39 protein-coding genes are annotated in these 21684 nt (G+C 33.5%); 36 read left to right on the forward strand and 3 right to left on the reverse strand.

Annotated features, from left to right (window positions below; translation table 11 throughout):
• Window positions 1-75 precede the first annotated feature (75 nt).
• A complete protein-coding gene (locus tag ACHRVL_RS05470; RefSeq protein WP_395410922.1) occupies window positions 76-423 on the forward strand; it encodes a type II toxin-antitoxin system RelE/ParE family toxin in 348 nt (115 codons plus the stop codon).
• Complete coding sequence (locus tag ACHRVL_RS05475) at window positions 407-712, forward strand: helix-turn-helix domain-containing protein (RefSeq protein WP_395410924.1); 306 nt, start codon at window positions 407-409, stop codon at window positions 710-712. The genes ACHRVL_RS05470 and ACHRVL_RS05475 overlap by 17 nt, the downstream gene beginning before the upstream one ends.
• A 361-nt stretch (window positions 713-1073) precedes the next feature.
• Here the strand turns inward: ACHRVL_RS05475 and ACHRVL_RS05480 are convergent, their stop codons facing one another.
• The 3 genes from ACHRVL_RS05480 to ACHRVL_RS05490 form a co-directional block, all read right to left on the reverse strand.
• Complete coding sequence (locus ACHRVL_RS05480) at window positions 1074-1442, reverse strand: hypothetical protein (RefSeq protein WP_395410926.1); 369 nt, start codon at window positions 1440-1442, stop codon at window positions 1074-1076.
• A gap of 28 nt (window positions 1443-1470) precedes the next feature.
• On the reverse strand, window positions 1471-1929 hold the full coding sequence (locus ACHRVL_RS05485; RefSeq protein WP_395410928.1) for a hypothetical protein: 459 nt from the start codon (window positions 1927-1929) through the stop codon (window positions 1471-1473).
• A gap of 125 nt (window positions 1930-2054) precedes the next feature.
• Complete coding sequence (locus ACHRVL_RS05490; RefSeq protein ID WP_395410930.1) at window positions 2055-2405, reverse strand: hypothetical protein; 351 nt, start codon at window positions 2403-2405, stop codon at window positions 2055-2057.
• A 171-nt stretch (window positions 2406-2576) separates the two neighbouring features.
• Here ACHRVL_RS05490 and ACHRVL_RS05495 point away from each other — a divergent pair, with 171 nt between their 5' ends.
• From ACHRVL_RS05495 to ACHRVL_RS05660, 34 genes are all read left to right on the forward strand, one after another.
• Window positions 2577-2840, forward strand: coding sequence for a hypothetical protein (locus tag ACHRVL_RS05495; protein ID WP_395410933.1), 264 nt, complete (start codon window positions 2577-2579; stop codon window positions 2838-2840).
• 216 nt (window positions 2841-3056) lie between these two features.
• Window positions 3057-3215 (forward strand): hypothetical protein, encoded by a 159-nt coding sequence (locus tag ACHRVL_RS05500; RefSeq protein WP_395410935.1) that lies wholly within the window; start codon window positions 3057-3059, stop codon window positions 3213-3215.
• Window positions 3216-3357: 142 nt separating this feature from the next.
• A complete protein-coding gene (locus tag ACHRVL_RS05505; RefSeq protein WP_395410937.1) occupies window positions 3358-3522 on the forward strand; it encodes a hypothetical protein in 165 nt (54 codons plus the stop codon).
• A gap of 9 nt (window positions 3523-3531) precedes the next feature.
• On the forward strand, window positions 3532-4014 hold the full coding sequence (locus ACHRVL_RS05510; protein ID WP_395410940.1) for a hypothetical protein: 483 nt from the start codon (window positions 3532-3534) through the stop codon (window positions 4012-4014).
• Between the two features lies 1 nt (window position 4015).
• On the forward strand, window positions 4016-4498 hold the full coding sequence (locus ACHRVL_RS05515; RefSeq protein ID WP_395410941.1) for a hypothetical protein: 483 nt from the start codon (window positions 4016-4018) through the stop codon (window positions 4496-4498).
• Window positions 4499-4509: 11 nt separating this feature from the next.
• Complete coding sequence (locus tag ACHRVL_RS05520; protein WP_395410942.1) at window positions 4510-4887, forward strand: hypothetical protein; 378 nt, start codon at window positions 4510-4512, stop codon at window positions 4885-4887.
• 136 nt (window positions 4888-5023) lie between these two features.
• Window positions 5024-6061, forward strand: a complete 1038-nt coding sequence (locus ACHRVL_RS05525) for a reverse transcriptase domain-containing protein (RefSeq protein ID WP_395410945.1) — start codon at window positions 5024-5026, stop codon at window positions 6059-6061.
• The gene (locus ACHRVL_RS05530; protein ID WP_395410947.1) at window positions 6048-6344 is read left to right on the forward strand and encodes a hypothetical protein; all 297 of its coding nucleotides are present in this window, start codon (window positions 6048-6050) and stop codon (window positions 6342-6344) included. Before ACHRVL_RS05525 ends, ACHRVL_RS05530 begins: the two co-directional genes overlap by 14 nt.
• Before the next feature lie 12 nt (window positions 6345-6356).
• Entirely contained in the window at window positions 6357-6776 is a 420-nt protein-coding gene (locus tag ACHRVL_RS05535) for a hypothetical protein (RefSeq protein ID WP_395410948.1), read from the forward strand.
• A gap of 1 nt (window position 6777) precedes the next feature.
• Window positions 6778-7488: a hypothetical protein gene (locus ACHRVL_RS05540; protein ID WP_395410950.1), complete on the forward strand. Its 711-nt coding sequence runs from the start codon at window positions 6778-6780 to the stop codon at window positions 7486-7488.
• Window positions 7489-7499: 11 nt separating this feature from the next.
• Entirely contained in the window at window positions 7500-7814 is a 315-nt protein-coding gene (locus tag ACHRVL_RS05545; RefSeq protein WP_395410952.1) for a hypothetical protein, read from the forward strand.
• Between the two features lie 139 nt (window positions 7815-7953).
• On the forward strand, window positions 7954-8592 hold the full coding sequence (locus ACHRVL_RS05550; protein ID WP_395410953.1) for a hypothetical protein: 639 nt from the start codon (window positions 7954-7956) through the stop codon (window positions 8590-8592).
• Entirely contained in the window at window positions 8567-9013 is a 447-nt protein-coding gene (locus tag ACHRVL_RS05555; protein ID WP_395410955.1) for a hypothetical protein, read from the forward strand. The genes ACHRVL_RS05550 and ACHRVL_RS05555 overlap by 26 nt, the downstream gene beginning before the upstream one ends.
• Before the next feature lie 11 nt (window positions 9014-9024).
• A complete protein-coding gene (locus ACHRVL_RS05560; RefSeq protein WP_395410957.1) occupies window positions 9025-9720 on the forward strand; it encodes a helix-turn-helix domain-containing protein in 696 nt (231 codons plus the stop codon).
• Entirely contained in the window at window positions 9720-11240 is a 1521-nt protein-coding gene (dnaB, locus tag ACHRVL_RS05565; RefSeq protein ID WP_395410958.1) for a replicative DNA helicase, read from the forward strand. Before ACHRVL_RS05560 ends, dnaB begins: the two co-directional genes overlap by 1 nt.
• A 143-nt stretch (window positions 11241-11383) precedes the next feature.
• Window positions 11384-11569 (forward strand): hypothetical protein, encoded by a 186-nt coding sequence (locus ACHRVL_RS05570; RefSeq protein ID WP_395410960.1) that lies wholly within the window; start codon window positions 11384-11386, stop codon window positions 11567-11569.
• 109 nt (window positions 11570-11678) lie between these two features.
• Window positions 11679-12140, forward strand: a complete 462-nt coding sequence (locus ACHRVL_RS05575) for a P27 family phage terminase small subunit (protein WP_395410962.1) — start codon at window positions 11679-11681, stop codon at window positions 12138-12140.
• A 15-nt stretch (window positions 12141-12155) separates the two neighbouring features.
• Window positions 12156-12332, forward strand: a complete 177-nt coding sequence (locus ACHRVL_RS05580) for a hypothetical protein (RefSeq protein WP_395410964.1) — start codon at window positions 12156-12158, stop codon at window positions 12330-12332.
• A complete protein-coding gene (locus ACHRVL_RS05585) occupies window positions 12329-12538 on the forward strand; it encodes a hypothetical protein (protein WP_395410965.1) in 210 nt (69 codons plus the stop codon). The genes ACHRVL_RS05580 and ACHRVL_RS05585 overlap by 4 nt, the downstream gene beginning before the upstream one ends.
• On the forward strand, window positions 12535-12777 hold the full coding sequence (locus tag ACHRVL_RS05590) for a hypothetical protein (protein WP_395410967.1): 243 nt from the start codon (window positions 12535-12537) through the stop codon (window positions 12775-12777). Before ACHRVL_RS05585 ends, ACHRVL_RS05590 begins: the two co-directional genes overlap by 4 nt.
• A gap of 8 nt (window positions 12778-12785) precedes the next feature.
• Entirely contained in the window at window positions 12786-14519 is a 1734-nt protein-coding gene (locus ACHRVL_RS05595) for a terminase large subunit (protein ID WP_395410969.1), read from the forward strand.
• Window positions 14520-14538: 19 nt separating this feature from the next.
• Window positions 14539-14796: a hypothetical protein gene (locus ACHRVL_RS05600; RefSeq protein ID WP_395410971.1), complete on the forward strand. Its 258-nt coding sequence runs from the start codon at window positions 14539-14541 to the stop codon at window positions 14794-14796.
• Window positions 14797-14967: 171 nt separating this feature from the next.
• Window positions 14968-15120 carry a hypothetical protein gene (locus ACHRVL_RS05605; RefSeq protein WP_395410973.1) on the forward strand — a complete coding sequence of 51 codons (153 nt, stop codon included), beginning with the start codon at window positions 14968-14970 and terminating at the stop codon, window positions 15118-15120.
• Between the two features lie 75 nt (window positions 15121-15195).
• The gene (locus ACHRVL_RS05610; RefSeq protein WP_395410974.1) at window positions 15196-16419 is read left to right on the forward strand and encodes a phage portal protein; all 1224 of its coding nucleotides are present in this window, start codon (window positions 15196-15198) and stop codon (window positions 16417-16419) included.
• Window positions 16406-17074: an HK97 family phage prohead protease gene (locus ACHRVL_RS05615; protein ID WP_395410976.1), complete on the forward strand. Its 669-nt coding sequence runs from the start codon at window positions 16406-16408 to the stop codon at window positions 17072-17074. Before ACHRVL_RS05610 ends, ACHRVL_RS05615 begins: the two co-directional genes overlap by 14 nt.
• A 4-nt stretch (window positions 17075-17078) precedes the next feature.
• The gene (locus ACHRVL_RS05620; RefSeq protein WP_395410977.1) at window positions 17079-18362 is read left to right on the forward strand and encodes a phage major capsid protein; all 1284 of its coding nucleotides are present in this window, start codon (window positions 17079-17081) and stop codon (window positions 18360-18362) included.
• A gap of 11 nt (window positions 18363-18373) precedes the next feature.
• Window positions 18374-18718 carry a hypothetical protein gene (locus ACHRVL_RS05625; RefSeq protein WP_395410979.1) on the forward strand — a complete coding sequence of 115 codons (345 nt, stop codon included), beginning with the start codon at window positions 18374-18376 and terminating at the stop codon, window positions 18716-18718.
• Window positions 18719-18735: 17 nt separating this feature from the next.
• Window positions 18736-19296: a head-tail connector protein gene (locus tag ACHRVL_RS05630; protein WP_395410980.1), complete on the forward strand. Its 561-nt coding sequence runs from the start codon at window positions 18736-18738 to the stop codon at window positions 19294-19296.
• A gap of 33 nt (window positions 19297-19329) precedes the next feature.
• A complete protein-coding gene (locus ACHRVL_RS05635) occupies window positions 19330-19635 on the forward strand; it encodes a head-tail adaptor protein (protein ID WP_395410981.1) in 306 nt (101 codons plus the stop codon).
• On the forward strand, window positions 19628-20176 hold the full coding sequence (locus ACHRVL_RS05640) for a hypothetical protein (protein WP_395410984.1): 549 nt from the start codon (window positions 19628-19630) through the stop codon (window positions 20174-20176). The genes ACHRVL_RS05635 and ACHRVL_RS05640 overlap by 8 nt, the downstream gene beginning before the upstream one ends.
• Entirely contained in the window at window positions 20176-20517 is a 342-nt protein-coding gene (locus ACHRVL_RS05645) for a hypothetical protein (RefSeq protein WP_395410985.1), read from the forward strand. The genes ACHRVL_RS05640 and ACHRVL_RS05645 overlap by 1 nt, the downstream gene beginning before the upstream one ends.
• A gap of 5 nt (window positions 20518-20522) precedes the next feature.
• Window positions 20523-20942 carry a hypothetical protein gene (locus ACHRVL_RS05650; protein ID WP_395410986.1) on the forward strand — a complete coding sequence of 140 codons (420 nt, stop codon included), beginning with the start codon at window positions 20523-20525 and terminating at the stop codon, window positions 20940-20942.
• 1 nt (window position 20943) lies between these two features.
• On the forward strand, window positions 20944-21288 hold the full coding sequence (locus ACHRVL_RS05655; protein ID WP_395410987.1) for a hypothetical protein: 345 nt from the start codon (window positions 20944-20946) through the stop codon (window positions 21286-21288).
• 77 nt (window positions 21289-21365) lie between these two features.
• Window positions 21366-21662 (forward strand): hypothetical protein, encoded by a 297-nt coding sequence (locus tag ACHRVL_RS05660; protein WP_395410988.1) that lies wholly within the window; start codon window positions 21366-21368, stop codon window positions 21660-21662.
• Window positions 21663-21684: the final 22 nt, after the last annotated feature.

Genomic DNA, 21684 nt, shown 5'->3' on the forward strand with positions numbered 1-21684 from the left:
TTATATTTGTTATTTTGAAGAAGCTTTTTGAAATGAAAAAGTTTCACTTGGGAACAACTTTTATATATTTGCTAAATGAATGATAATTCAAAGTTCAGGTCTGTTTTTTTCTTTAAAGATTATTTTAAAAAGTTTTTTGATAAGCAAGAAGAGAAAGTTAAAGCAAAAATAATCTGGACAATAAGAATAATTGAATATGCCGAAAAAATTCCGTCAACATATTTAAAACATATTGAAAATACCGATGGACTTTTTGAAATTAGAATTCAGCTTGGAAGTATTATATTTAGAGTTTTCTGTTTTTTTGATGAAGGGAAATTAGTTGTTTTAGCTAATGGATTTCAAAAGAAGACCCAGAAAACACCAAAGAAAGAAATTAAAAAGGCTTTGAAAATTAAAAAAGAATATGAAAACGAAAAATAAAAACTTAGTTAGCTTAGACGATTTTGTAGAAGATAATTACGGAAAAATTGGGACTCTAAAACGTGATGAATTTGAAGCTGGGTATGAAAATTTTAAAATTGGAGTGCTGCTTCAAGAGGCAAGACTTCAGAAAGGAATGACTCAAGAAGAACTTGCAGTAAAAGCGGGAACAACAAAATCATACATTTCTAAAATTGAGAATAATGTAAAAGAAGTCAAATTTTCGACACTTCAAAAAATTGTTGAGCTTGGTCTTGGAGGGCATTTAGAATTGTCAATTAAATTATAAATCTAAAACAAGAATGCTTTTTCTAAATAACAATATCCCCAAAAACTCTCCGTTTTAATTATTACCAAAAACTTTTTCAAAACTTAGCACCTTAGCATCTAAGAATCTCAGAACCTTTCTTTAAATTAAACCTTTAAGAGAAAGTCGAGTCTTATTTCTAAACAAATTCCTGTGTTATGAAAAAAAGCAATCTTTGGTCGTTACGGTTGGGTTTTTCTGGAAAAGAAAACTGAAACGAGTGATTTTAAAAAGTTAAGTAATTGATTTTATTGACTTTACAAACAAATTAAAACGTGTTAATATTAGGTTCTGTTCACTTTTTTGTTCACTGTGATTTTGTTTATTATGAGGTTTAATTCTTTTAGAACGGGTCTTTTATCTCACCTGTTTCAAGTGCTGATTCGTAATCTATGTAAACGGAAATTCCATAACCACCAAATAAAACATATGTTTTATATCCTCTTTTTGCGTTTCCAATAGTGCGTATTTTGGTAATGGCTACTTTGTTGTTTGATAAAAAAGAAGCTGCTGGAACATTTCCTTGTGTTATAAATGTGAAATTTTCACCTCGTGGATATCCAATAGTGATTGTGTCGCCAATTTTTATTGTATTACCTGATTTTGTTTGGTATTCGGTAAATTTACCTTCTGCTTTTGTTTTATTGTATATTGTTGTTTGGGCATTGCAAAACGAAATAGAAAATAATAATGATAATAATATTTTGGACATGTGTTTATATGTTAAAATAGGCTATCAGTTACCAATCTTTGTTATTGGTAGTTTGGGTTAAATCAATATTGAACTTTTCTAAAAAATGTTTATCGTTGTAGGTTAATCCAGTTGTTATGTTTTTTCCAGTCATAAATAATGTGACGTCTTTTTTTGTGCAAAATTCGGATATATCACCTGACATTCTCCCAGGTCCATAAAGTTTGTTGTCTAGAAATATTTCTTTAACAGTTACTCTGTATTTGTCTTTTTTGAAATCAATAACTACTAAGTATTTCATGTACAATTGAGCTAAAAATGCTGTGCCCATATTGGTTCCTCCGTATTTTTTGAAATTAACTTTATCATCACTAATTTCGAAGCTTATTGTGTTGTCTAAAATCTGAAAATTATCTTGTTTAAAATTACTTAAAACTTCTTTTTGAAAATATTTTATTGCTTCTTCTGTGTTTTTATTTGGTAATTCGTATATGTGTTGCCAATACATTTTTGAATTATTTAAAAAAAAATCAGTATTTGTATGCTTTGTTTGTGATAAAGCAGACAGACTAATGAAAAAGAAGAGTGTTATTGTTCTCATAGTGAAAAAAATAAGAATTTAGTCAAAAATAGTTATTTTCTTTCATTTTCGAAGAAATTATCAAACTCAATATTATTATCTCTTAATAATCCTTGAAGTCGAACTATTTCTCTGATTAATTTATTAGAATATTCTAAGCATTTAGCATACTTCATTAAATCATTTCCACTGTTGGAGTTGTGAACTTCTTCAGGGTCTTCATTTTCCTTGTCAATATTAGTTCCTAAAACTTTACTTTCTAAAAATTCTAAAATTTGATTTAAAGAATTTTCATGGGGGTTTTTTGCTACTTTTTTTATAATTCTTGCTATTCCGGCTTCTGTTAAAGTTGTTCCTTTTGATATTTCATAAGCTGAAAGTTCTAATTCTTTAACTTTTTCCAATATAAAATCTAGTTTTTGCTTTTTTGTTAATCCGTACATTTTCAATTAGTTAGGTATTATTTATAAATAAATATGTATTTAATATCAATACTTTGTAATTTTGTATCGATATTTGTATTATATTTGTATTGTAATTATTCACATAATAACTAATACAAATATACAAAAGTTATGCCAGTAGATGAAAAAATCAAATATTCTCCTCGAGATATTAAGACTTTAAAAAGAATCGAAACAGCGCATAAATCTGCTGAAGTTTTAAAGTTATTCTTTAATAAAGGCTTTAAAACATTTGATGCTTTAAAGTCAATTGTATGTCATTATTACCCTGAAATATCTGAAGCTAGGCTTTGGAATTTTTGGCACTTCAGGCAAGTGGATGAAAGTATATATAATGTTTTAGAGGATGTGTTTGAAAAATTAAAATCTGAATAAGTATGGAAACTGTGACAATTCCATTGAAAGAGTTAAATGTCTTGCGGGAGACGTTCAAATTAGCCTCTGAAATACTAGAGCGCTACGGTGCTACCGGGAACATTCAAGTTCCTGGTTTGGCACCAAAAGAAACTAAGCGAGATCGAGAGATTAAATATTCTGCGATGATCGATTCAAAAATTAGAGGAAGAAAACCTAACTACTTAAAAAAGCAAAATGGAAAATCAAATAGAAGTAACAGAGGCTGAGCAAGAAACAATTAATGAGATTGAGGTAAAGGATGCTGTGTTATGTAGTAATGCAATTCGTGTTTGTGATCCTGAATCTTATTTTGAAATGATTGAACAATGTAAAATATGTGGAAGATGTGTATAAGTGATATTGATGCCGTTATTATGTTGCTTTTTATGGCTATTGTATTTCTTCTATGGTTTTTATTGAAAGCAGTGTTGGATTATAGAAATGAAAAAAGATTTCATTATGCGATGTTTCCTGAATCTAAAATTAAAAAATCATTATGGAGGTAATTAAAGTTTTAGGCTGGCTGATTCTAGGTTGTTTTGGCTTTGCTGCATTGTTTGTGTTTTTGTGGTTTGTGATTGGAATGTCAATTTGTTTTTACAAAATCTATATCAAAAAACCGAAACCAAAATCAGACGAATTCGATAAATATCTTAACTAAATATAAAACATGGAAACATTACAAATCAACAAAAAGGATGCGTTAAAAGCGCATGACGAAGCTACTCCAAAAGGGAAATCGCTTCTTGAAAACTTGCTGGGAAAAGCTGTTTTCTTAAAATCAATTAAAGAAAGAATAAAGTCGTTTGATGATGTTCTTTCAGAACTGAATATTGTGAGATCTGATTTCGATTTATCGTGTCATGGATTGGAAACTGACGAAGTAGCTTATAGAAAAGCAAAACTCGTTGCAAAAGTTTTTAATGAGGGTTGGATTCCTGATTGGACTGATGGTCAGTATAAATACTTTCCTTATTTCAGAATGGGTTCTCCTTCGGGTGTCGGGTTTTCGTACGACGGCTACGATGACTGGAGTACGTATTCGGTTGTCGGCTCCCGCCTTGCTTTTAAATCAAGTGATTTGGCTGAGTATGCCGGAAAACTTTTTGAGCAGGAAATCTACAAACCATTAATGATAATTGAAGCAGCTTAATATGGAAACGATTCAAATTAACAAATTAGATGCTCTAAAAGCGCACGATGAAGCGACAGTAAAGCAAAAAACGATGCTTGAAAACCTATTCGGTAAAAAAGTGTTTGTAAAAAATATTAGAGAAAGAATCCAAACGATTCAGGATGTTTTTGAATTGAATAATACTACTGAAGCAGAGTTCTATCGTAAGTGGAATGGATTTGCAGATCATGAGATCGGGCAGGCTTTAGAGGTTCTTATTGTTGCAGCATATAATGAAGGTAGACTTCCTGATTGGACTAATGAAGATGAGTACAAGTATTTTGCTTATTTCAAGATGGGTTCTCCTTCGGGTGTCGGGTTTTCGTACTCCGGCTACGCTGACTGGTATTCGTTTTCGATTGTCGGCTCCCGCCTTGTATTTGTAGGTCCTGATGCAAAACTGAATCTGTTGGATGCTGTCAAGAAATTTTTACCTGAGTATCAAAAATCAAGAACTACATAAAACCAATTATCATGAAAAAAAATGCATCAATCGAGGAAATCTTCGAAAGTGAAAATTTAGACGTTAATGCAATAGTTGTTTCGGGGATTCCTGAAAGACATATTGAAGCTGTAAAAGCAATCGCAAAACTTATGGTTGCAACGGATTATCATAATCCGAATTTCAAGCCTGATTTTACTGATTACGATGAGTCTAAATATTCTCCTTATGTCGAAATGGGTTCTCCTTCGGGTGTCGGGTTTTCGTCCCACTACTGCGATCGCTGGTTTACGTATTCGGTTGTCGGCTCCCGCCTTGTTTCTGAATCAAGTGAAGTGGCGAAACGAATTTTTGATAATCATGAAGATCTTTATAAAGCGTTCATGGTTTACGATAGAGAAGTGAAGTAAAAGAACAGGTTGTGCAGTGAGTTGCTGGCAGTTCTCCTTCAGGTGTCAGGTTTTCGTACAACAACTACGATAACTGGAATACGAATTCGATTGTCAGCTCCCACCGAGCAAAGAAGATATTTAATCATTGCAAACCTTGCCAGCATGGCAAAAAATCACACAATTAAAAGGGCGTTGGTACTTATGGGAAAACGACCTGTTTAAGCAAGGCATGAAAAGAGTAAGTAATTTATACGAAAAGATAATAAGCTTAGAAAATCTTAGAAAAGCTGATGAAGTTGCTCAAAAAGGTAAACAGAAGCAATATGGGGTTGTGTTGCATAATCAGAATAAGGAAGCTGATATTTTAAAGCTTCATGAAATGCTGAAAAACAAAACCTATAAAACTTCTGAATACCAAGTTTTCAAAGTGTTTGAACCAAAAGAAAGGGATGTTTACAAGCTTCCATATTTTCCTGATAGAATAATGCATCATGCAATAATGATACATCTTGAGAAGCTGTTTGTGTCGGTTTTTACTAGTGATACTTATAGCTGCATAAAGGGAAAAGGAATACATGCAGCATCCGATAAATTGAAGTTCACTTTGAAAGATGTTCCAGGTACTAAGTACTGTTTGAAACTGGATATTAAAAAGTTCTATCCAAATATTGATCATGATGTTTTAAAAATGCTTCTGAGAAGAAAGATTAAAGATCAGGATCTTCTTTGGTTGTTGGATGAAATTATTGATAGTGCCGATGGCTTGCCGATTGGTAATTATTTAAGTCAGTATTTCGCTAACTACTTTTTGACCGGATTTGATCACTGGATAAAAGAGAATAAAAAAGTTAAATATTATTTCCGATATGCAGATGATATTGTGATTCTGTCGGGTAATAAAAAGTATCTGCATTCTCTTTTAGGGGAAATTAAAATGTATTTGAGCGAAAAATTAAAGCTTAATGTAAAGGAAAACTACCAGGTGTTTCCTGTTGGTGAGAGAGGGATAGATTTTTTAGGTTATAGGTTTTATCATGAGTATGTGTTGCTTCGAAAGTCAATTAAGAAACGATTTGCAAAAGCAGTATCAAAAAATAAGGATAGGAGTGTTTTAGCTGCCTATTGGGGTTGGGCAAAACACTGCAATTCAAAACACCTAATTAAAAAATTAATGCCAAATGAAAAGTTTTAAAGATTTCGATATCTCTCCAGTCATTGAAAATTTTGTTGGAGAAAAGATTAATACAGGTAAAATATTAGATAAGGAGATAGTCGTAAAAGGTTATAAGATTCAGCCGTCAAAATTTGAGAATCGCGGCGATCGCCTGGATATTCAAATTGAGTACAAAGATGAAGATCGTGTTGTTTTTACGAGTGGCAAATATTTAATTCAGACAATCGAAAAAGTGCCTAAAGATGGATTTCCTTTTAAAACTAAAATTATTAAGAATGGCGAACATTTGGAGTTTGCGTAAATAAATTGAATTATGGAAAAAGAAATTTTAAAAAATGAAATTCCAGCTGATCGGCTGGAACAGCTTAAAAATTCTGCGGACAAAGTTGAATCTTTCTCTTATCCTAGAGAGTTATCTAATGGTGAGATTCAGGAACTGCAATCAAACTTGTCGCAAGATATGATTACTGTAGATCGTGCGGAACAAGTTTTAAAAGTCGCTAAAGAAGTTTTTAAAGCTGAAACTAAGCCAGTGAAGCAACAAATTGCTAAAAATCTTCAAATGATTCGTTCGCAGGTTGAAGAAGTTACAGAGGATGTTTATCTGTTGAAAGATGTGGAAGAAGGGAAAATGGGTTATTATTCGAAAGATGGTAATCTTGTTTTTGAACGTAATCTCCGACCTGATGAACAACAATATTCGATTCAAGAACATTTAAGAAAAACAAGTTAAAATGGAGGCTAAAGTAGATTTAAAAGTAAGTACGGAGAATAACAAAGTGATTATTCTTACTGGAGCGGCTGAGGCTGAATTTTATAAAAAATCAATCGACGTAAAAGATGGTGCAATTAATTCAGTGTATGAATACTTGTCTAAAAAGGTTGTTGATGATGATTTAATTCAAAATTCAAAATTGGAGTATTGTTACGATAAATTGTATATCAATTTATATTATGCAACTAGGGAGCGTAATCCTGATGTGATTTTAGGGAGGTTAAAATTGCATCCGGATTTAGAAAAATTTAGTATCAATTCAGGGAGAAGTTATAGTACTTATGAATTATCTGATTTTATTAAAATGAATCGTCATTATTTCGAAAACAAAGATTATGCAATGAAACTTGTTTCTGAGCTACGAAATTTTGAAGGTAAGGTGAATCGAGATATAGAAGCGAAAGCAGATGATAGAGGGAATAAAAGAGCCTTGATTAATCAGGTTGTAGAATCAAATATTCCTTCTGGATTCTTTTTGGAGCTTCCAGTATTTGTGGGGCAGGAAAAAATCCGATTAGAAGTTGAAATTAATATTAATTCATCTTTTGAATGTATGTTAATCTCTCCTGATTTAAAAGAGTTGATTGATTTGAAATCAAAAGAAATTTTGGGGGATCAATTAAAACTTATAAAAGACTTGCATCCTGAGCTTAAAATCTTCGAACTGTAAATTAATGGATTATGCAAACAACCACTTTTGATATAGAAAAAGCTGAAGCTGTTGAGAAAGCAGTTTGCGAAGTATTTCAATGTAATATCTATGATATAGTGTGTCTTAGGGATACGTTCTTTAAAAAAGTGGTTGTTTATTTATTAGTTAATATTTATGGAGTTAATAAGCGGAATATAGGAATAAAATATAAAATAGCTTATTTGTATGTGCCAACAGTGGTTTTAGAAATGGAGCATATGAAAAAAGTTGTTCCTGGTTTTGCTGAAAAAATTAATAAAGTTTATGGATCAATCAATTGTGAAAAAGAAACGCATTGCGCCTAATTTGATAATACTTACTAAGGAGCAAGAAAACTTTATTCGTTGTAACTTTTTTAAACTTACGAATAGGCAGATCGCAAAGGCTATCGGATTAAATCTAACTACTACAAGAAAACACTGTTATAGTATGGGGTTTAAAAGAATGAATTTGGAGTACTGGGATGAAACGACGGTTCGATTTTTAAGATTATATTATAAGAAAGTTGGGGATACTGAATTGGCTGAAGTATTTACAAGACACTTTCCTAAAAGAAAAGGCTGGACTAAAAAGCATATTGAGAAAAAGCGTAGATATTTATTCTTGAAGCGATCTCCTGAAGAAATATCAGCAATAAAAGCAAGAAATATAGAATTAGGCAGATTTGCGCTATGTTCTGTTAATATGTGGAAAACTCGTGGAGTGTCGGCGATTGGTGATGTGAGAATTTGGGTTCACGGTGGTTGTGAAATGGCTTTTGTTAAAACGGAAAAAGGTTTTATTCCGAGAAATCGATGGCTTTGGAAAAATGCTTATGGAGAGTTGAGTTCTACAGATGTTATTCGATCGCTTCCAGGGGCGCCAATTATTGCTGAATTACACCATTTGGAAAAAATAACTACTGCGGAGAACGGGATTCGTAATAAAGCTCTACCTAGATCGATAATTAAGACATTGTTTAAAATTAAGGATAATGATTTGGCTCAGCAAATTGCAGATGATTATCCTGAGATTGTAGAATTAAAGAAAAATATGTTGAATTTAAAAAATAAACTAAATGAATCCAATAGAAAAATTAACTGAATTGTTGACTGATAAAAGTTTCTCTCATAACAGTAAAGATTATTGTTTTCAAAGCTGTAAAAAGGTTAATGAAAATATAATGATTTTGACAAATAAGGAAACGTTGCAAATTCCTGCAAGCAATTTTGATGATTTTTATCAAAAAGTAAGAGGTAATTGTGTTTTGGTGTCTGAGGTATTTCAAAAACCGTCATTTATTCCTGAAAAACAAAATATTGTGAAATTTATTCCTGAAATGCCGAAAACATATCAAAAGTTAAATGACAGTTTTGATAAATTAATTGATGCGATTGATAGTGCAGGTGAAGGTGATTTGAAACACTTAGAAGTTAAAGCTAAGATGTTGACGTCAATGGCGCAGACCGCCATAGGAATGGAAAATAGCCGTATAGCTTTAGTAAAAATAATTCACGGGAAGTAAATAACTGAAAAATGGATCAGCCAAATTATTACGCTATCATTCCGGCTAATGTCCGTTATGATGAAAATTTAAAGCCTAATGCAAAATTGTTGTACGGTGAACTGACTGCATTATGCAATCGTGACGGATTTTGCTGGGCAGGAAACGATTATTTTGCTGATCTGTACAAAGTAGATCAAAAGACAATTTCACGCTGGATTTCGCAGCTCGTTGAAGGTAATTATATTCAACTTGAAATATTCAAAAATGAAGGAAATAAGCGTAAGATTTTTTTAGCAAATTCTAGTGTTAACCTAGTGACAAAAAAGTCACTACCTAGTGACAAAAAGATCACTAGGGTAGTGACAAAAAGATCACTACCTAGTGACAAAAAGATCACCTCTAATATAAGGATTAATAATACAATTAATAATACAGTGAATAGAGAAGAAAATGCTCTCGCTTTTTTTCAACAAAATTCACCTTCAGATTGGGAGATTTTTCAAATGAGATTTAGAAAAGAATTTGATCAAGCTGAATGGGGAAAATTTATTGAATTATTCAACTTAAAAGCCGATGAGGAATCATTGGAATACACAACAAAAAAAATTAATGCCAGGTTGACAAGATTTGCAATTAATTACGTCGAAAATATGAAAAAGCCTGTAAAGCAATTGCAGAAAATAGAATCGGAAATTGTTCCTCCATCACGAAAAAGAATATCATAATGCAGTCATCAGTTAAAAATTATAAAGCTAATCCAGTCCAAATGACTAAGGTTATTTCTTTAGAAAAAGGTAAGTTGCCACCGCAGGCAATTGAATTTGAGGAAGCGATTTTAGGAGCTTTAATGATCGATACAAGGGCTATTGATGAATTGTTGCAAGTTTTTAATAACTCGGATGTTTTTTATAAAGATTGCAATAAGCATGTATTTGAAGCTATAAAAGTATTATCTGAAACATCCCAGCCAATTGACCTTTTAACTGTCTCTAATCAATTAAAACAGAAAGGTTGTTTGGATTTAGCAGGAGGCGATTTTTATCTTGTTGGATTGACACAAAAGATTGCTTCATCGGCTCACATTGAAATTCATGCTAGAATAGTTCTTCAGAAGTACATGAAACGAAAAGCGATACAGGTTGCTTCGGATATTATCGAGCTGGCTTATGATGATGATACTGATGTTTTTCATTTGTTTGATTACATGGATGTAGAAACAGCTAAAGTAAATGAGATAATTGAAAAAGGAAGATCAGAAATGACGTATGCTGATGCGCTTAATGCAGCTGTTGAGCGTGTTCAGATGTTAACTGATAGTGATAATTGTTTGACGGGAGTTGATACGGGGTTTAAGAAGTTAAATAAGCATTTTGGAGGTTGGCAGCCAACAGATTTTATTGTTGTTGGTGCGCGTCCTGGAATGGGAAAAACTGCTTTTGTAACTAATACAATGCTTGGTGCTGCAAAAGCTGGTGATGCCGTAGGGTTTATATCTCTTGAAATGAGTACTGAACAGCTTGCAACGAGAACAATTGCAAACGAAAGTAATTTTCATTTGAATCAGTTAACTAAAACCGGATTTGAAAAGCCTGAGTATTTCAGTGGTTTGCTTAGAAAGGTTAATGAATTGAAGAGTTTGCCAATATTTATCGATGACCGACCGGCTTTAACGATTGGTGAGATTAAAAGGAAAGCAAGGCTGTACAAGCGTAAGCATGATATTAAACTCTTAATTGTCGATTATATTCAATTGGCTGGAAGTGATGGAAGTGAGGATATCAGAGTTAGGGTTGGAAAGATATCAAACGGGCTTAAAGCAATTGCAAAAGAGTTAGGTATAACGGTTATTGGGTTGGCTCAGTTGTCTAGAGAGGTTGAAAAGACCTCGCATAAAAGACCTGCACTTCATCACTTAAAAGAAAGTGGTGACATTGAACAGGATGCAGATGCGGTGTGTTTTATCTACCGACCTGCATATTACGGTTTGGAAGTTGATTATGAGGTTATTGATGATGACTGTAATACTGAGTTTATTGTTGCGAAGTATCGACATGGAGGTGTTGGTACTATTGGATTGCATTATGATGAAAATAAAACAAAGTTTACGGATAATGAAGTTAAAGAAGAATTGAAAGATTCGTATAGTTCTGATGTGGCAGATATTCCTAAAGCAATGCCAAAAGAGGCGTTTTATTCAATTGAAGATGTGAGTGATAATGATGACGATGATGATAATCCTTTTTAAGTATGGCAAATAAACCAAAGAAAGTTAATAGGAGTTGGGTTAAGCCTAGCGTTGCGTTTGAACGTGAAAGAACTAAGTCTGACTTCGATTACAATGGAAGGAAGTGGCGAAAGATCCGGCAATTACAACTAAACGCTTTTCCGTTGTGCTGTGATTGTGAAGCTCAAGGTTATGTTGTTCCGGCAACTGTTGCTGATCATGACACACAAGCTAAGGTTCTGATTGCTCGTGGTGATGATCCGTATGATATGAAGTGGTTGAAGTCAAGATGTAAAAAACATCATGATTCAAAATCAGGAAAAGAACGTCATCGAGGGGGTATGGGGTAAAATCTCGAGAGGGCGCACGTGGCGTACATCGCTGTTTAGCTTGAATTTTACTCGCAGTGTTATTTTGGTAGGGGGGTCTAATGTATTAATAGTTAAGGTTATGTCTAATATGAAAATTATAAAAGGAGATGGCGAAGTTGCCGAAGTGAATAAAAATCTTTACGAGGTTTTAATAAAACTTCCTGCGCCTATTTTAAAATTCAATCTTTCAAAGGATCAAAAATATTGGTATAACTTTTTTGGACAGCAATTGATTGATACTAAGAAACTAACAAAGCCGGATTTGATACACCTTCATCGTTTGGCAACATCTGTTGATTACTATGTACAGGCTGAACAAAAAATCAATGAGAAAGGTTTCGACGGTGGTTTAATTCAGACTTTCAAAGGAGGTGCAACAAATGTTTCAGGATATGTTACAGTCAGAGAAAAAATGATAAAAGAAATCGATGAGCTTTCAAAACATTTCGGTTTCAGTTTTAAGGACCGAAGTAAGTTTGTGGAAATCAAAGCAGGTGATCCAGCACAAACGGATTTGTTTGATTCTTTTCTAAAAGCAAATCATGGATAGTTAGTAAATATTGTCATGAAAAGATTCAGAAAATCAACGGTACCTGATAAGACTAAAAGCAAAATTGTTAAGGAATGGCGAATCAGTAAATTAAACTCAATTCCTGCTATCGCTAAAAGATTCAGTTTATCTCAGAATGTAGTAAATAAAATCATCAATGATTATTTATCAGAAAAAAGTAAAGTATCATGAAAAAATCTAATCAAAGGGTTTCTACTTATACAGGAGTAGGATGGAACAGAGAAACACAATCTTGGAGATCAAGTGTTTCAGAAAAAGGAATAAAATATGATTGTGGCTATTATAGCAATGAACGAGATGCCGTGAAAGCGAGAGATCGAAAAATCCTGGCATTGGGATTAAATAAACCTTTACAAATTTTAAAACCAGTAGCATGAAAATTAAAGACTTAAAAAAAATCGTACAAGATTTACCTGATGAAATGCCAGTAGGATTATTGGATCTGACAACAGATGAAACTGAAAATATGAATTATCATTTATCTGAAGAAAATTTCGAAATAGAGGATTATTATCATGAAGATGATGAAAGTACAGATAACTATGGAGTACCACGAGGAAAAATGCTGTTTATCTCATTCGAAAATAAATTAAACGAAAACTCAATTTTAGAATAACTAACAAAATGCAAATAACTTCTCAAATGCAGGCTTCTATTCCTTTCCAATATGCAGATGATGTGCGCACTGGGAAAATCGTGACAGGGAAAAGGATAAAGCAAGCTGTTGAGCGTTTCTATAGATGGATTGAAACTGCAGATCAGGATGGTTTTTATATAGATCATAACAAAGGAATGAAGGTAATAAGTTTCTTTCCTACGTTCTTAAATCATACAAAAGGGAAAATGGCTGGAAAGCCGTTCGTCTTAGCGCCTTTTCAGCAGTTTACAATGTATAATATTTTTGGATGGATTAATGCAAAAAATGGATATCGCCGTATAAATACTGTTTATGATAAACGAGCCAAAAAAAACGGAAAAACCGCAGAAATGGCAGGACTGGCTTTGTATTGTATGAGTTTTGATTTAGAAATGGAAGCTGAGATTTATGTTGCAGCGACTAAGGAAGATCAGGCACGTTTATGCTGGAAACAAGCAAAAATGTATATCGAAAGTCCGGTCGCAAATTCAGCGTTGAGTAAAATGGGTTTCTTTTGTCAGCAAAAAATAATCGGATTCAAAAAAACAAATTCGACATTGATGGCTTTGGGGGGGGATTCCAAAACTCAGGATGGAATCAACTGTCATGTTGGTATTATTGATGAATACCATGCGCATAAAGATGATACTGTAAAAGAAAATTGTGAATCTTCAACTGTACAACGAACTCAGGCTTTGATTTATCATATTACAACAGCCGGATCAAACGTGCAGTCAGCTTGTAAAAACTATGAAGATTCAGTAATCGAAGTGCTGGAAGGGCGAAATGTAGATGATTCTCTTTGGATCATGATTCATAATATTGACAAAGAGGATTTGGAAACTGAAGAATCATGGATGAATGAGGATCTTTGGATAAAAGCAAATCCATTGCTGTTTCAAGGATTGGCAATTGATGCTATTCGAAAGGAATTCACGAAAGCAATTAATCAACCTTCAAAAAGGCGAAATTTTAAAACCAAAAACTTGAATATTTGGGTTGATGAATTGTCGGAATGGATTTTTAATGAAGACTGGATGAAAAACAAAGTTGATATGATTCCATTAGAAAAGTTTCAAAAATTCGGCTCATTCGGAGGTTTGGATCTTTCAAAAACAATCGACTTAAGTGCTTATGTATTGGTTTCAGAGCCTGACGAAAATGAAGACCGTTATTTGAAATGCTGGTTCTTTTGTCCTAAAGACACAATTGTTAAACGCTCAAAAGAGGATCGAGTGCCTTATCAATATTGGGCAGATAATGGCTGGATTACAGCAACACCTGGAAATGTAATTGATTATAATGTAATTCAGGATGTTATAATCAGCACTTATCACGAGCATAAAGTAAACCGTCTTGAGTTCGACCCATACAACGCCACAAAATTAACACAGGACTTGGATGCTGAAGGTTTTAATGTTTCGGAATTTTCGCAAGGAATAGGCACGATTTCTGCGCCAACTAAGGAATTTGAAAAGTTGGTACTCTCGGGAAAATTAAAACATGACGGAAATCCGGTTCTTGCTTGGATGCTTGCGTCTTGCGTGATTTATTATGATGCAAATGATAATATGAAGGTCCATAAAGGGCGTTCCGGAGCAAATGGAAGGCGCGTCGATGGAATTATTGCCACTATAAATGCAATAGGTGGCTCAATGTCAGAACCTGAAGAAACAAATGAAAGTTATTACAACCGAGACGATGCCGAATTCGTTTGTTAACCCATAAATATAAATTAATATGTTAACACCAGCAGAAGAGAATGCCTTGAGAATTTATATTGCGAAAATTGAAAAGCAACTAGAACTATTTAAGAAATTGTCGAGTACATCAGGATTTTACAAAGAGTATTATAAAATGTTAGCAACTGCAAAATCAAATAAAGCAGCATTTGATGACTTAAATGAAATGTATTTTGAATTATTTGGGAAGTATAGATTTTCTGACTGGAATTCTTTTAAAAAAATGACAAATTATTATAATAATAAACAAAGATGAAAATAGTACTTATAATCATTGCTACTTTCCTAATAGCAATTTCAACGAGCGCTCTTTTAGAGTTAAATTTTTTTAGTGCAAATCCAGTTCGATACGTTTTGGTTGTCCTGTTAATTTTGCTTGAATTGTTAACCGGATTTTTTTATGTAAAATCAGAAATAAAATAAAAAAATGGATGAAAAATTAAAAGCCGAAAATATGACTAAAGCAATAGCTTTATTACCAAAACCAAAAACATTTCAACCTGTAACAGTTACAGTTGCAGTAGGACTTCTGAAATACACATTTGAAAAGCACAACGATAAATGGTATTTTGCATTTTAAAAATGCAAAGTTGAATTATTCAACCAATTAAAGAGCACCGCTAAAATACTTTTACACTATTAATCATATAGTGAAATGAGTTTTAGCGGTGCTTTTGGTTTAATGTTCGCTTCAAAAAGAAGCGTTTCTTCAGATAGTTCTTTCTTTGGGAGCTATGGAGGCTTTTTTTCGATGGGTTCAAGTAACTCGTACGGAATGAAACCTAAGACTGCATTAAAACTTTCCGCGTTTTACAATGGTGTAGATCAAATTTCAAACGACATTGCAAAAATACCTTTCGCTGTCTATCAAAAAGACGGAAAAAACCGCATCGCTCGTACAGAACATCCAGCAAACAAACTTATTGCTACAACTCCTAATTATTTAATGACATCCTTTGTTTTTCGTAAAACAATGGCAATATCATATTTGATTCGTGGAAATGCTTTGGCTAAAATCAATTTTGATCAAAAAGGATTTCCGGTTTCAACCGACTTTATTAATTGGGATTGTGTTCAGGATATTCGTCTTAAAAAAGGTGAGTTGCTTTATGATGTAAGGGGATATGATAAGCCTTTATTAGCATCTGAAGTCCTACATTTTAAAAACTTTTCTCATAACGGAATTGTTGGCGTTGGCGTAATTACTTATGCAGCACAACAATTTGGTATTGCTATCGAAGTTCAGAACTTCTCAGCAACTAATCTGCAAAATAAAGGTGTTCGTCAAGGGGTTATTCAGACTGATAAAACGATAGAAAAAGGTAAAGACAAGATTATAGCAGGCTGGAAAGCGGCTATGGGTGAAAGATCACCTGATAGAATTGTTGTTTTGGATGATGGTTTTAAGTTTGAGCCAATCAATATTACACCTCAGGAAGCACAAATAATCGAACAGGCTCGTTTCAGTATTGAAGATATTGCACGCTGGTTAAATATTGCACCTCATAAAATTAAATCACTTCAGCAATCTACAAACAACAACATCGAACAGCAATCGATGGATCATGTGTCAGATACAATACAGCCTCATGTTACAAACTTTGAACAGGAGTATGCTAAAAAGCTGTTCACTTCTTTTGAATTACAGAATGGCTACTATATCCGTGCAAATATTGATTCCTTATTGCGTGCTGATATTAAGTCAAGAACAGAAGCACATGCTCGTGCGGTTTTGACTGGTTGGAAACATAGAAATGAAATCCGTGAATTAGAAGATCTGAATGAAGGTCCTGAATTGTTGAATGAGTATTTGACACCTGTAAACACATTTACTGAATCACAAATTGATAATAATTTAAAAGAAGATGGAAAGCAATAAAGATTACATACAAAATATAAGTCAAACGGCTGAAAGACGATTCTTTGCTTCAGAAGTAAGAAAATTATCTCCCGATAATGCAAATGATTCGGAGAAAAAAACTTCAGTTATCGAAGGGTATGCCGCGAAATTCAATAATGAAACGGTTATAGGACGATGGTTCAGAGAGAAAATAAGTGTAGGTGCATTCGATGATGTTTTAAATGATGATGTGCGTTGTTTGTTTAATCATAATCCAAATTTCATTTTAGCAAGATGTGTGGCTGGAAAAGGAACATTAAGTCTTTCTGTTGATGAAATTGGTTTAAAGTATTCTTATGAAACGCCAGATCGTCAATATGCGCGTGATTTAGAGAACGCAATTGAGACTGGAGATGTTAATCAGTCTTCATTTGCCTTTGATATTGGAGAGCAAGTTTGGTATGAGGTTGAAGGTGAGTTGCCACTTCGAGATGTTAAGAAGTTTAGTGTTTTGTATGATGTAGCGCCGGTTACATATCCAGCGTATGCTGATACAGAGGTTGCTAAGAGAAGTCATAGTGCGCATCTTGAAAAATTAAATCCAAAACCTGAATCGTTACAAACGAGATCAGAAAACAATAAAGAGCTCAACGCTTTTGACGCTCAAATTATTATTAACTCAAATTTAGATTAAGCAAATGAAAAAGTCTGCTGAATTAAAACAAAAACGAGCTCAAAAGATTGAAGCTCAGAAAACGCTTCATGCAAAAGCAGAAGGCGAAAAAAGAGGTTTAAATGAAACTGAAACTGGTGAGTTTCGTTCATTGCAAACGGATATTGAAACATTAACTGGTGAGCTGAATGATGCTTTGGCGTATGAGGAAAATCTTCGTTCATTAGAAGGTAGTGAAGAGCCAGGATTGAATGATGAAAATAAACCTGAAGAAAGAAAAGAGGTTTTTTCGATTCACAGAGCGATCCGTTCTCAGATGGTTAATGGTGGTGTGAAATTGGAAGGTGCTGAATTGGATATGCATACTAGAGCATCTGCATCTGCTCAGGCTGTTAATATTCCTGTTTCTGGTGTGGCAATTGAATTGAGAGCAATGCAGACAGTAACTGGTGATTCAGGTGCAAAAGGTGGTAATTTAGTTCCAACTGAATTGCAGTCGCCTATTAATTTTCTGCGTCCTGAACCTTTAATGAAGAAAATCGGTGCTACATATATCGCTGGTTTGACAGGAAATTTAAGATTTCCTAAAAATGAGGGCGGAATTGTAGCTTCATGGGAAGGTGAGACTACTACAACTCCTGAGACAGCAAATACTTACGGTTATTTAGATTCAATTCCAAAAAGACTATCTGTTACTGTTCCTATCTCGTTACAGAATTTAATGCAGTCAAGCATTGATTTGGAGATGTACACTATCAATGAAATGAAGTTAGCGATTGAAAACGCAATTGATGCTGCTTCGGTAAATGGTTCAGGTACTGGTCAGCCATTAGGAATTTTGAATAATCCAAATGTTAATGCTATTTCAACTGCAGCAAATGGATCTGCTCCTTCTTGGGATATGGTTGTGGATTCTGAAACTGCTGTTTTTGTAGCGAATGCAAGTGCGGCAAAAATGAGTTATGTGGTGAATCCTCAAACTAGAGGTAAATTCAAAAAAACTAAGCATGATGCAGGTGATTTGAATTACATCATGGGAACTGATGGAACTGTAAATGGATTTCCTGCAGCTACTTCAAATCACGTTCCGGCAAATTTAACAAAAGGTACAGGTACAAATCTTTCTGCTTTGTTGTTTGGTGATTTTAGTCAATTGAACATTCATGAGTGGAATTTCATGGATTTGTCTGTTGATGAATTTTCTCGTAAAAAAGAAGGTTTGATCGAGGTTACTATCAATATCTTTTTAGATGTTTTGATAAAACAACCGAAAGCTTTTTCAGTAGTAAAAGGAATTATTACAACTTAATTTTTCTGAAAATGAGTAACAAAAATAACAATGCAGCTGCTGAAGCAGTAGCTGCATTACAAAAGGATTACGATGTTAAGTTAGAGGCTTTTAATGCTTTAGATGAAACTACAACGGAGGATCAAAAAAAAGAAGCACAAACAGCTGTTAACTTGGCAAAAGAAGCTTTAGAAAATGCAGTAAAGCCAACAGTTAAAAATGAGCCTAAAGCAAAAGAGAAGTTGATAAAAGGTAAGTTTTTGCTTTCTCCTACAGGCGTGTATGGGTTAGCATATAATGCTGGTGAAGAGGCTTCGTTGCCTGAATTACAGGCTAACGAGCTTGATGAAGCTGGTTATTTTAAAATCGGTAAATAATTCAAAATTAATGTAAGATGGTAACAAATTTTTATAGAACGATAACAGCAGCTGCTCCAATTATTACATTGCCAAAAGCAAAGAAGCAAATCAAAAGTGATGATGATGTTACGTACGAAGATGATTTGGTGCTGTCTTATATTGATGCTGCACAGGGAGCTGTTTCCAATTTTATCAACAGAGTAATTTCAGAATCTAACTTCGTAATGGAAGCTGACAAATTTGAATCTAAAATAACTTTTGAGCGTAACTGGGAAAATGATGCAATATTAAAAATTGAGTATTACGCACCAGGAGAAACTGTATTGACTTTACTTCCTTCTGATCAGTACAAACTGCAAGTGTCTTCTGTAGTAGAATGTTTTGATATTAAGTTTTTATCAATGCCTATTACAGATAAAAGAGATGATGCGGTGATTATCACAGTTAAGCAAGGTTTTACCGCTTCAACATGCCCAACTCCTTTAATACAGGCTATGATGCTTAGGCTATCAGATTTTAACGAACGACGTGAAGATCGTGACCAGGGAAATAATCCAGCATCGAACAATTTAGCTAGAGCTTATCGAAAATATTAAATCATGAACGATAAAAAACCTTTCATAGGACAAATGGACCGTAAAGTTTCAATTGTGAAATTCGTTGCAACTCGTAATTCTACAAATGAAAAAGAGGTTACTCAGGAAGTAATAGCGACACCATGGGCTTACATGGAAGATGTTTCTGGAACTGAAGATGTAGAGGGTAAGGTTCGTTATTTGGTTAGCAAAAAATTCACTATTAGATATAATGCTGTTGTGAATGATTTGAAAAATCAATTAGGGTTGTTGCATGATGGAAAATTATTCAATGTTATAAATGTAGTTGAAATAGGTCGTAGATCGCATCTTTTAATTGTGGTAAAAGATTATGAATAATCTAGATGTAAAAGTAACAGGCTTTGAAGAGTTAAAGACCAAAATTAAGCTTTTGTCAAATGATAAGGATAAGAAAAAAGAAATAATTCTAATTCTTCGTCAAGTTGCCAGACCATCACTTTTGGCGGCTAAAAATGCTGTTCCTGTTAGTTCTAAATCGCATACCGCTCGCGGAAAAAAAATTCAACCTGGTAATTTAAGAAAGTCATTAGGTTTGATTCTTTCAAAGGCTGATAATCCAACAATATTAGTTGGTCCTCGTGCTAAAAATAATAATGATGGTTGGTATGGTCATATGGTTCATGATGGGCATGCAATTTATAGAAACAGTGAAAATGCTCGAAAGATTTTGAAAAACGGGCGTAAAAAAAGTGTGTTAGCGCGTGTTACTAAGAAGAGGAAAGGAAGTGCGGTTGGTCGTGTTGAAGGTGTTCCGTATTTAGATATTGCTTATGCGGAAACAAAATCATCAACTACGGCTGATGCACAAACCAAGCTTACAAAATTTATACAAAGACGAATTGATAAATTAAGTAGATAATGTTAGAATTTTCAGATGAATTAACGGCTTTTTTGTTGGCTCAATCAGTGTTTGCAAATGTAATGGAAGATCGTTTATCTCCGATAGTTTCATCTGTTGATGAATATTATCCTTTTGCGAATTACATTATCAGGGAGCAGTCGGGTGAAAGTAAAGATGGGGATATGTATACAGCTACATTGCTTTTTTATTTTGAACAAAATTGTTATAGAAAATGCGTTGAATTTTTAGATCAAATGAAACCTATTATAAAAGATAAATATGACTGGTTAAATTCTGAAGTGGAATTTGTTGAAGAAGATCAGTCTTTTGTTGGTGTTATTAACTTTAATAAATTATAGAAATTATGGCAGGAAATACCTATGCTGGGAAAAATTTAAGAATTAGAGTAGGAGGGAAAACAGTCTTCCATGCTACGGAATGTAGTTTTACTACATCAAGAAATATGGAGAGTATCGCTTCTAAAGATACAAATGGTGAACAGGTTACGCCTGGTAATTACACTTGGGGTGTTTCTACTAATTATTTAGTGTCTAATATTCCGGCGGCGTCCTCTACACAAATAGGAACTAAACAAATACTTGATACTTATCAATCAGGATCAGAAGTTGAAGTGTCATTCTCAACAGAGATAGTTGGTGATGTTATTATAACAGGGAATTGCTTTATTGAAGGTATCAACATGACTGCTCCTACAAATGGTGTGGCAACAGGTGATGCGTCTTTTAAAGGTAATGGTGATTTCGTAACGACTGTAGCTGTCTGATATGGATGAAATTGTTTTGCAATTAGGGAATAAAAGTTTCAAGCTTAAATTCGGCTTGGGACTTTTTAGAATTTTGGGTAGAAAGTGGAGATTAGCAGGTATTGATGATGTGGTTTTAAAGCTTACTATTTTAGATTCGGTTGATGGTAAATTAACTTTTGATCAAATTGATGTTTTAGAAGAGGTTTTAATTTCTGCAATTGAATATGGAGGTTACAAAGACAGTCTAACTGATTTTGATATTATTGATGAGTTTTTTAAAAATCCGAATGCACTTGAAGAATTTAAAAATGGATTGATAGATTCATTGCCTAATAATATTTCGGAGGAAGAAGAGGGAAAGTAAATGGTCGTGAAAGCGACGAACCTACAGAGTTTTTAACTTGGGATAAACTGGAGGAAATTGCACTTGGCGAGCTTAGAATGTCTTTTGATGAATTTTATTATTTAACACCAAGATCATTTTTTAATGCTGTAAATGGTCAACGAAAAAAAGAAGATGTATATTCTAAAGAAAGATGGATAATGACTCGTGAAATAATGTTTTCTGCAATGAAGCCATATTTACCTGAGGGAACAGAAAAAACAGACATTTTGGTATTTCAGTGGGAGCAAAAACAGCTTCAGAAAGATAAAGAAATAAAAGCATTGACTTTAGTTGAAGATATTGAAAAAATGAATGCGTTTTGGGAAAGGCAAGATGCGGTAAAAAAAAGTTGAGATTAGATATTTTTTTTGTTTT

The organism is Flavobacterium sp. FlaQc-28 (assembly GCF_044007415.1).
Lineage (GTDB): Bacteria > Bacteroidota > Bacteroidia > Flavobacteriales > Flavobacteriaceae > Flavobacterium.

Excerpts from the sequence above, each read along its gene's own strand:
- ACHRVL_RS05470 (WP_395410922.1), top strand. The coding sequence starts at position 76 with ATGAATGATAATTCAAAGTTCAGGTCTGTTTTTTTCTTTAAAGATTAT.
- ACHRVL_RS05475 (WP_395410924.1), top strand. The coding sequence starts at position 407 with ATGAAAACGAAAAATAAAAACTTAGTTAGCTTAGACGATTTTGTAGAA.
- ACHRVL_RS05480 (WP_395410926.1), bottom strand. The coding sequence starts at position 1,442 with ATGTCCAAAATATTATTATCATTATTATTTTCTATTTCGTTTTGCAAT.
- ACHRVL_RS05485 (WP_395410928.1), bottom strand. The coding sequence starts at position 1,929 with ATGTATTGGCAACACATATACGAATTACCAAATAAAAACACAGAAGAA.
- ACHRVL_RS05495 (WP_395410933.1), top strand. The coding sequence starts at position 2,577 with ATGCCAGTAGATGAAAAAATCAAATATTCTCCTCGAGATATTAAGACT.
- ACHRVL_RS05500 (WP_395410935.1), top strand. The coding sequence starts at position 3,057 with ATGGAAAATCAAATAGAAGTAACAGAGGCTGAGCAAGAAACAATTAAT.
- ACHRVL_RS05505 (WP_395410937.1), top strand. The coding sequence starts at position 3,358 with ATGGAGGTAATTAAAGTTTTAGGCTGGCTGATTCTAGGTTGTTTTGGC.
- ACHRVL_RS05510 (WP_395410940.1), top strand. The coding sequence starts at position 3,532 with ATGGAAACATTACAAATCAACAAAAAGGATGCGTTAAAAGCGCATGAC.
- ACHRVL_RS05515 (WP_395410941.1), top strand. The coding sequence starts at position 4,016 with ATGGAAACGATTCAAATTAACAAATTAGATGCTCTAAAAGCGCACGAT.
- ACHRVL_RS05520 (WP_395410942.1), top strand. The coding sequence starts at position 4,510 with ATGAAAAAAAATGCATCAATCGAGGAAATCTTCGAAAGTGAAAATTTA.
- ACHRVL_RS05530 (WP_395410947.1), top strand. The coding sequence starts at position 6,048 with ATGAAAAGTTTTAAAGATTTCGATATCTCTCCAGTCATTGAAAATTTT.
- ACHRVL_RS05535 (WP_395410948.1), top strand. The coding sequence starts at position 6,357 with ATGGAAAAAGAAATTTTAAAAAATGAAATTCCAGCTGATCGGCTGGAA.
- ACHRVL_RS05540 (WP_395410950.1), top strand. The coding sequence starts at position 6,778 with ATGGAGGCTAAAGTAGATTTAAAAGTAAGTACGGAGAATAACAAAGTG.
- ACHRVL_RS05545 (WP_395410952.1), top strand. The coding sequence starts at position 7,500 with ATGCAAACAACCACTTTTGATATAGAAAAAGCTGAAGCTGTTGAGAAA.
- ACHRVL_RS05550 (WP_395410953.1), top strand. The coding sequence starts at position 7,954 with ATGAATTTGGAGTACTGGGATGAAACGACGGTTCGATTTTTAAGATTA.
- ACHRVL_RS05555 (WP_395410955.1), top strand. The coding sequence starts at position 8,567 with ATGAATCCAATAGAAAAATTAACTGAATTGTTGACTGATAAAAGTTTC.
- ACHRVL_RS05560 (WP_395410957.1), top strand. The coding sequence starts at position 9,025 with ATGGATCAGCCAAATTATTACGCTATCATTCCGGCTAATGTCCGTTAT.
- dnaB (WP_395410958.1), top strand. The coding sequence starts at position 9,720 with ATGCAGTCATCAGTTAAAAATTATAAAGCTAATCCAGTCCAAATGACT.
- ACHRVL_RS05575 (WP_395410962.1), top strand. The coding sequence starts at position 11,679 with ATGAAAATTATAAAAGGAGATGGCGAAGTTGCCGAAGTGAATAAAAAT.
- ACHRVL_RS05580 (WP_395410964.1), top strand. The coding sequence starts at position 12,156 with ATGAAAAGATTCAGAAAATCAACGGTACCTGATAAGACTAAAAGCAAA.
- ACHRVL_RS05585 (WP_395410965.1), top strand. The coding sequence starts at position 12,329 with ATGAAAAAATCTAATCAAAGGGTTTCTACTTATACAGGAGTAGGATGG.
- ACHRVL_RS05590 (WP_395410967.1), top strand. The coding sequence starts at position 12,535 with ATGAAAATTAAAGACTTAAAAAAAATCGTACAAGATTTACCTGATGAA.
- ACHRVL_RS05595 (WP_395410969.1), top strand. The coding sequence starts at position 12,786 with ATGCAAATAACTTCTCAAATGCAGGCTTCTATTCCTTTCCAATATGCA.
- ACHRVL_RS05600 (WP_395410971.1), top strand. The coding sequence starts at position 14,539 with ATGTTAACACCAGCAGAAGAGAATGCCTTGAGAATTTATATTGCGAAA.
- ACHRVL_RS05605 (WP_395410973.1), top strand. The coding sequence starts at position 14,968 with ATGGATGAAAAATTAAAAGCCGAAAATATGACTAAAGCAATAGCTTTA.
- ACHRVL_RS05610 (WP_395410974.1), top strand. The coding sequence starts at position 15,196 with ATGAGTTTTAGCGGTGCTTTTGGTTTAATGTTCGCTTCAAAAAGAAGC.
- ACHRVL_RS05615 (WP_395410976.1), top strand. The coding sequence starts at position 16,406 with ATGGAAAGCAATAAAGATTACATACAAAATATAAGTCAAACGGCTGAA.
- ACHRVL_RS05620 (WP_395410977.1), top strand. The coding sequence starts at position 17,079 with ATGAAAAAGTCTGCTGAATTAAAACAAAAACGAGCTCAAAAGATTGAA.
- ACHRVL_RS05625 (WP_395410979.1), top strand. The coding sequence starts at position 18,374 with ATGAGTAACAAAAATAACAATGCAGCTGCTGAAGCAGTAGCTGCATTA.
- ACHRVL_RS05630 (WP_395410980.1), top strand. The coding sequence starts at position 18,736 with ATGGTAACAAATTTTTATAGAACGATAACAGCAGCTGCTCCAATTATT.
- ACHRVL_RS05635 (WP_395410981.1), top strand. The coding sequence starts at position 19,330 with ATGGACCGTAAAGTTTCAATTGTGAAATTCGTTGCAACTCGTAATTCT.
- ACHRVL_RS05640 (WP_395410984.1), top strand. The coding sequence starts at position 19,628 with ATGAATAATCTAGATGTAAAAGTAACAGGCTTTGAAGAGTTAAAGACC.
- ACHRVL_RS05645 (WP_395410985.1), top strand. The coding sequence starts at position 20,176 with ATGTTAGAATTTTCAGATGAATTAACGGCTTTTTTGTTGGCTCAATCA.
- ACHRVL_RS05650 (WP_395410986.1), top strand. The coding sequence starts at position 20,523 with ATGGCAGGAAATACCTATGCTGGGAAAAATTTAAGAATTAGAGTAGGA.
- ACHRVL_RS05655 (WP_395410987.1), top strand. The coding sequence starts at position 20,944 with ATGGATGAAATTGTTTTGCAATTAGGGAATAAAAGTTTCAAGCTTAAA.
- ACHRVL_RS05660 (WP_395410988.1), top strand. The coding sequence starts at position 21,366 with ATGTCTTTTGATGAATTTTATTATTTAACACCAAGATCATTTTTTAAT.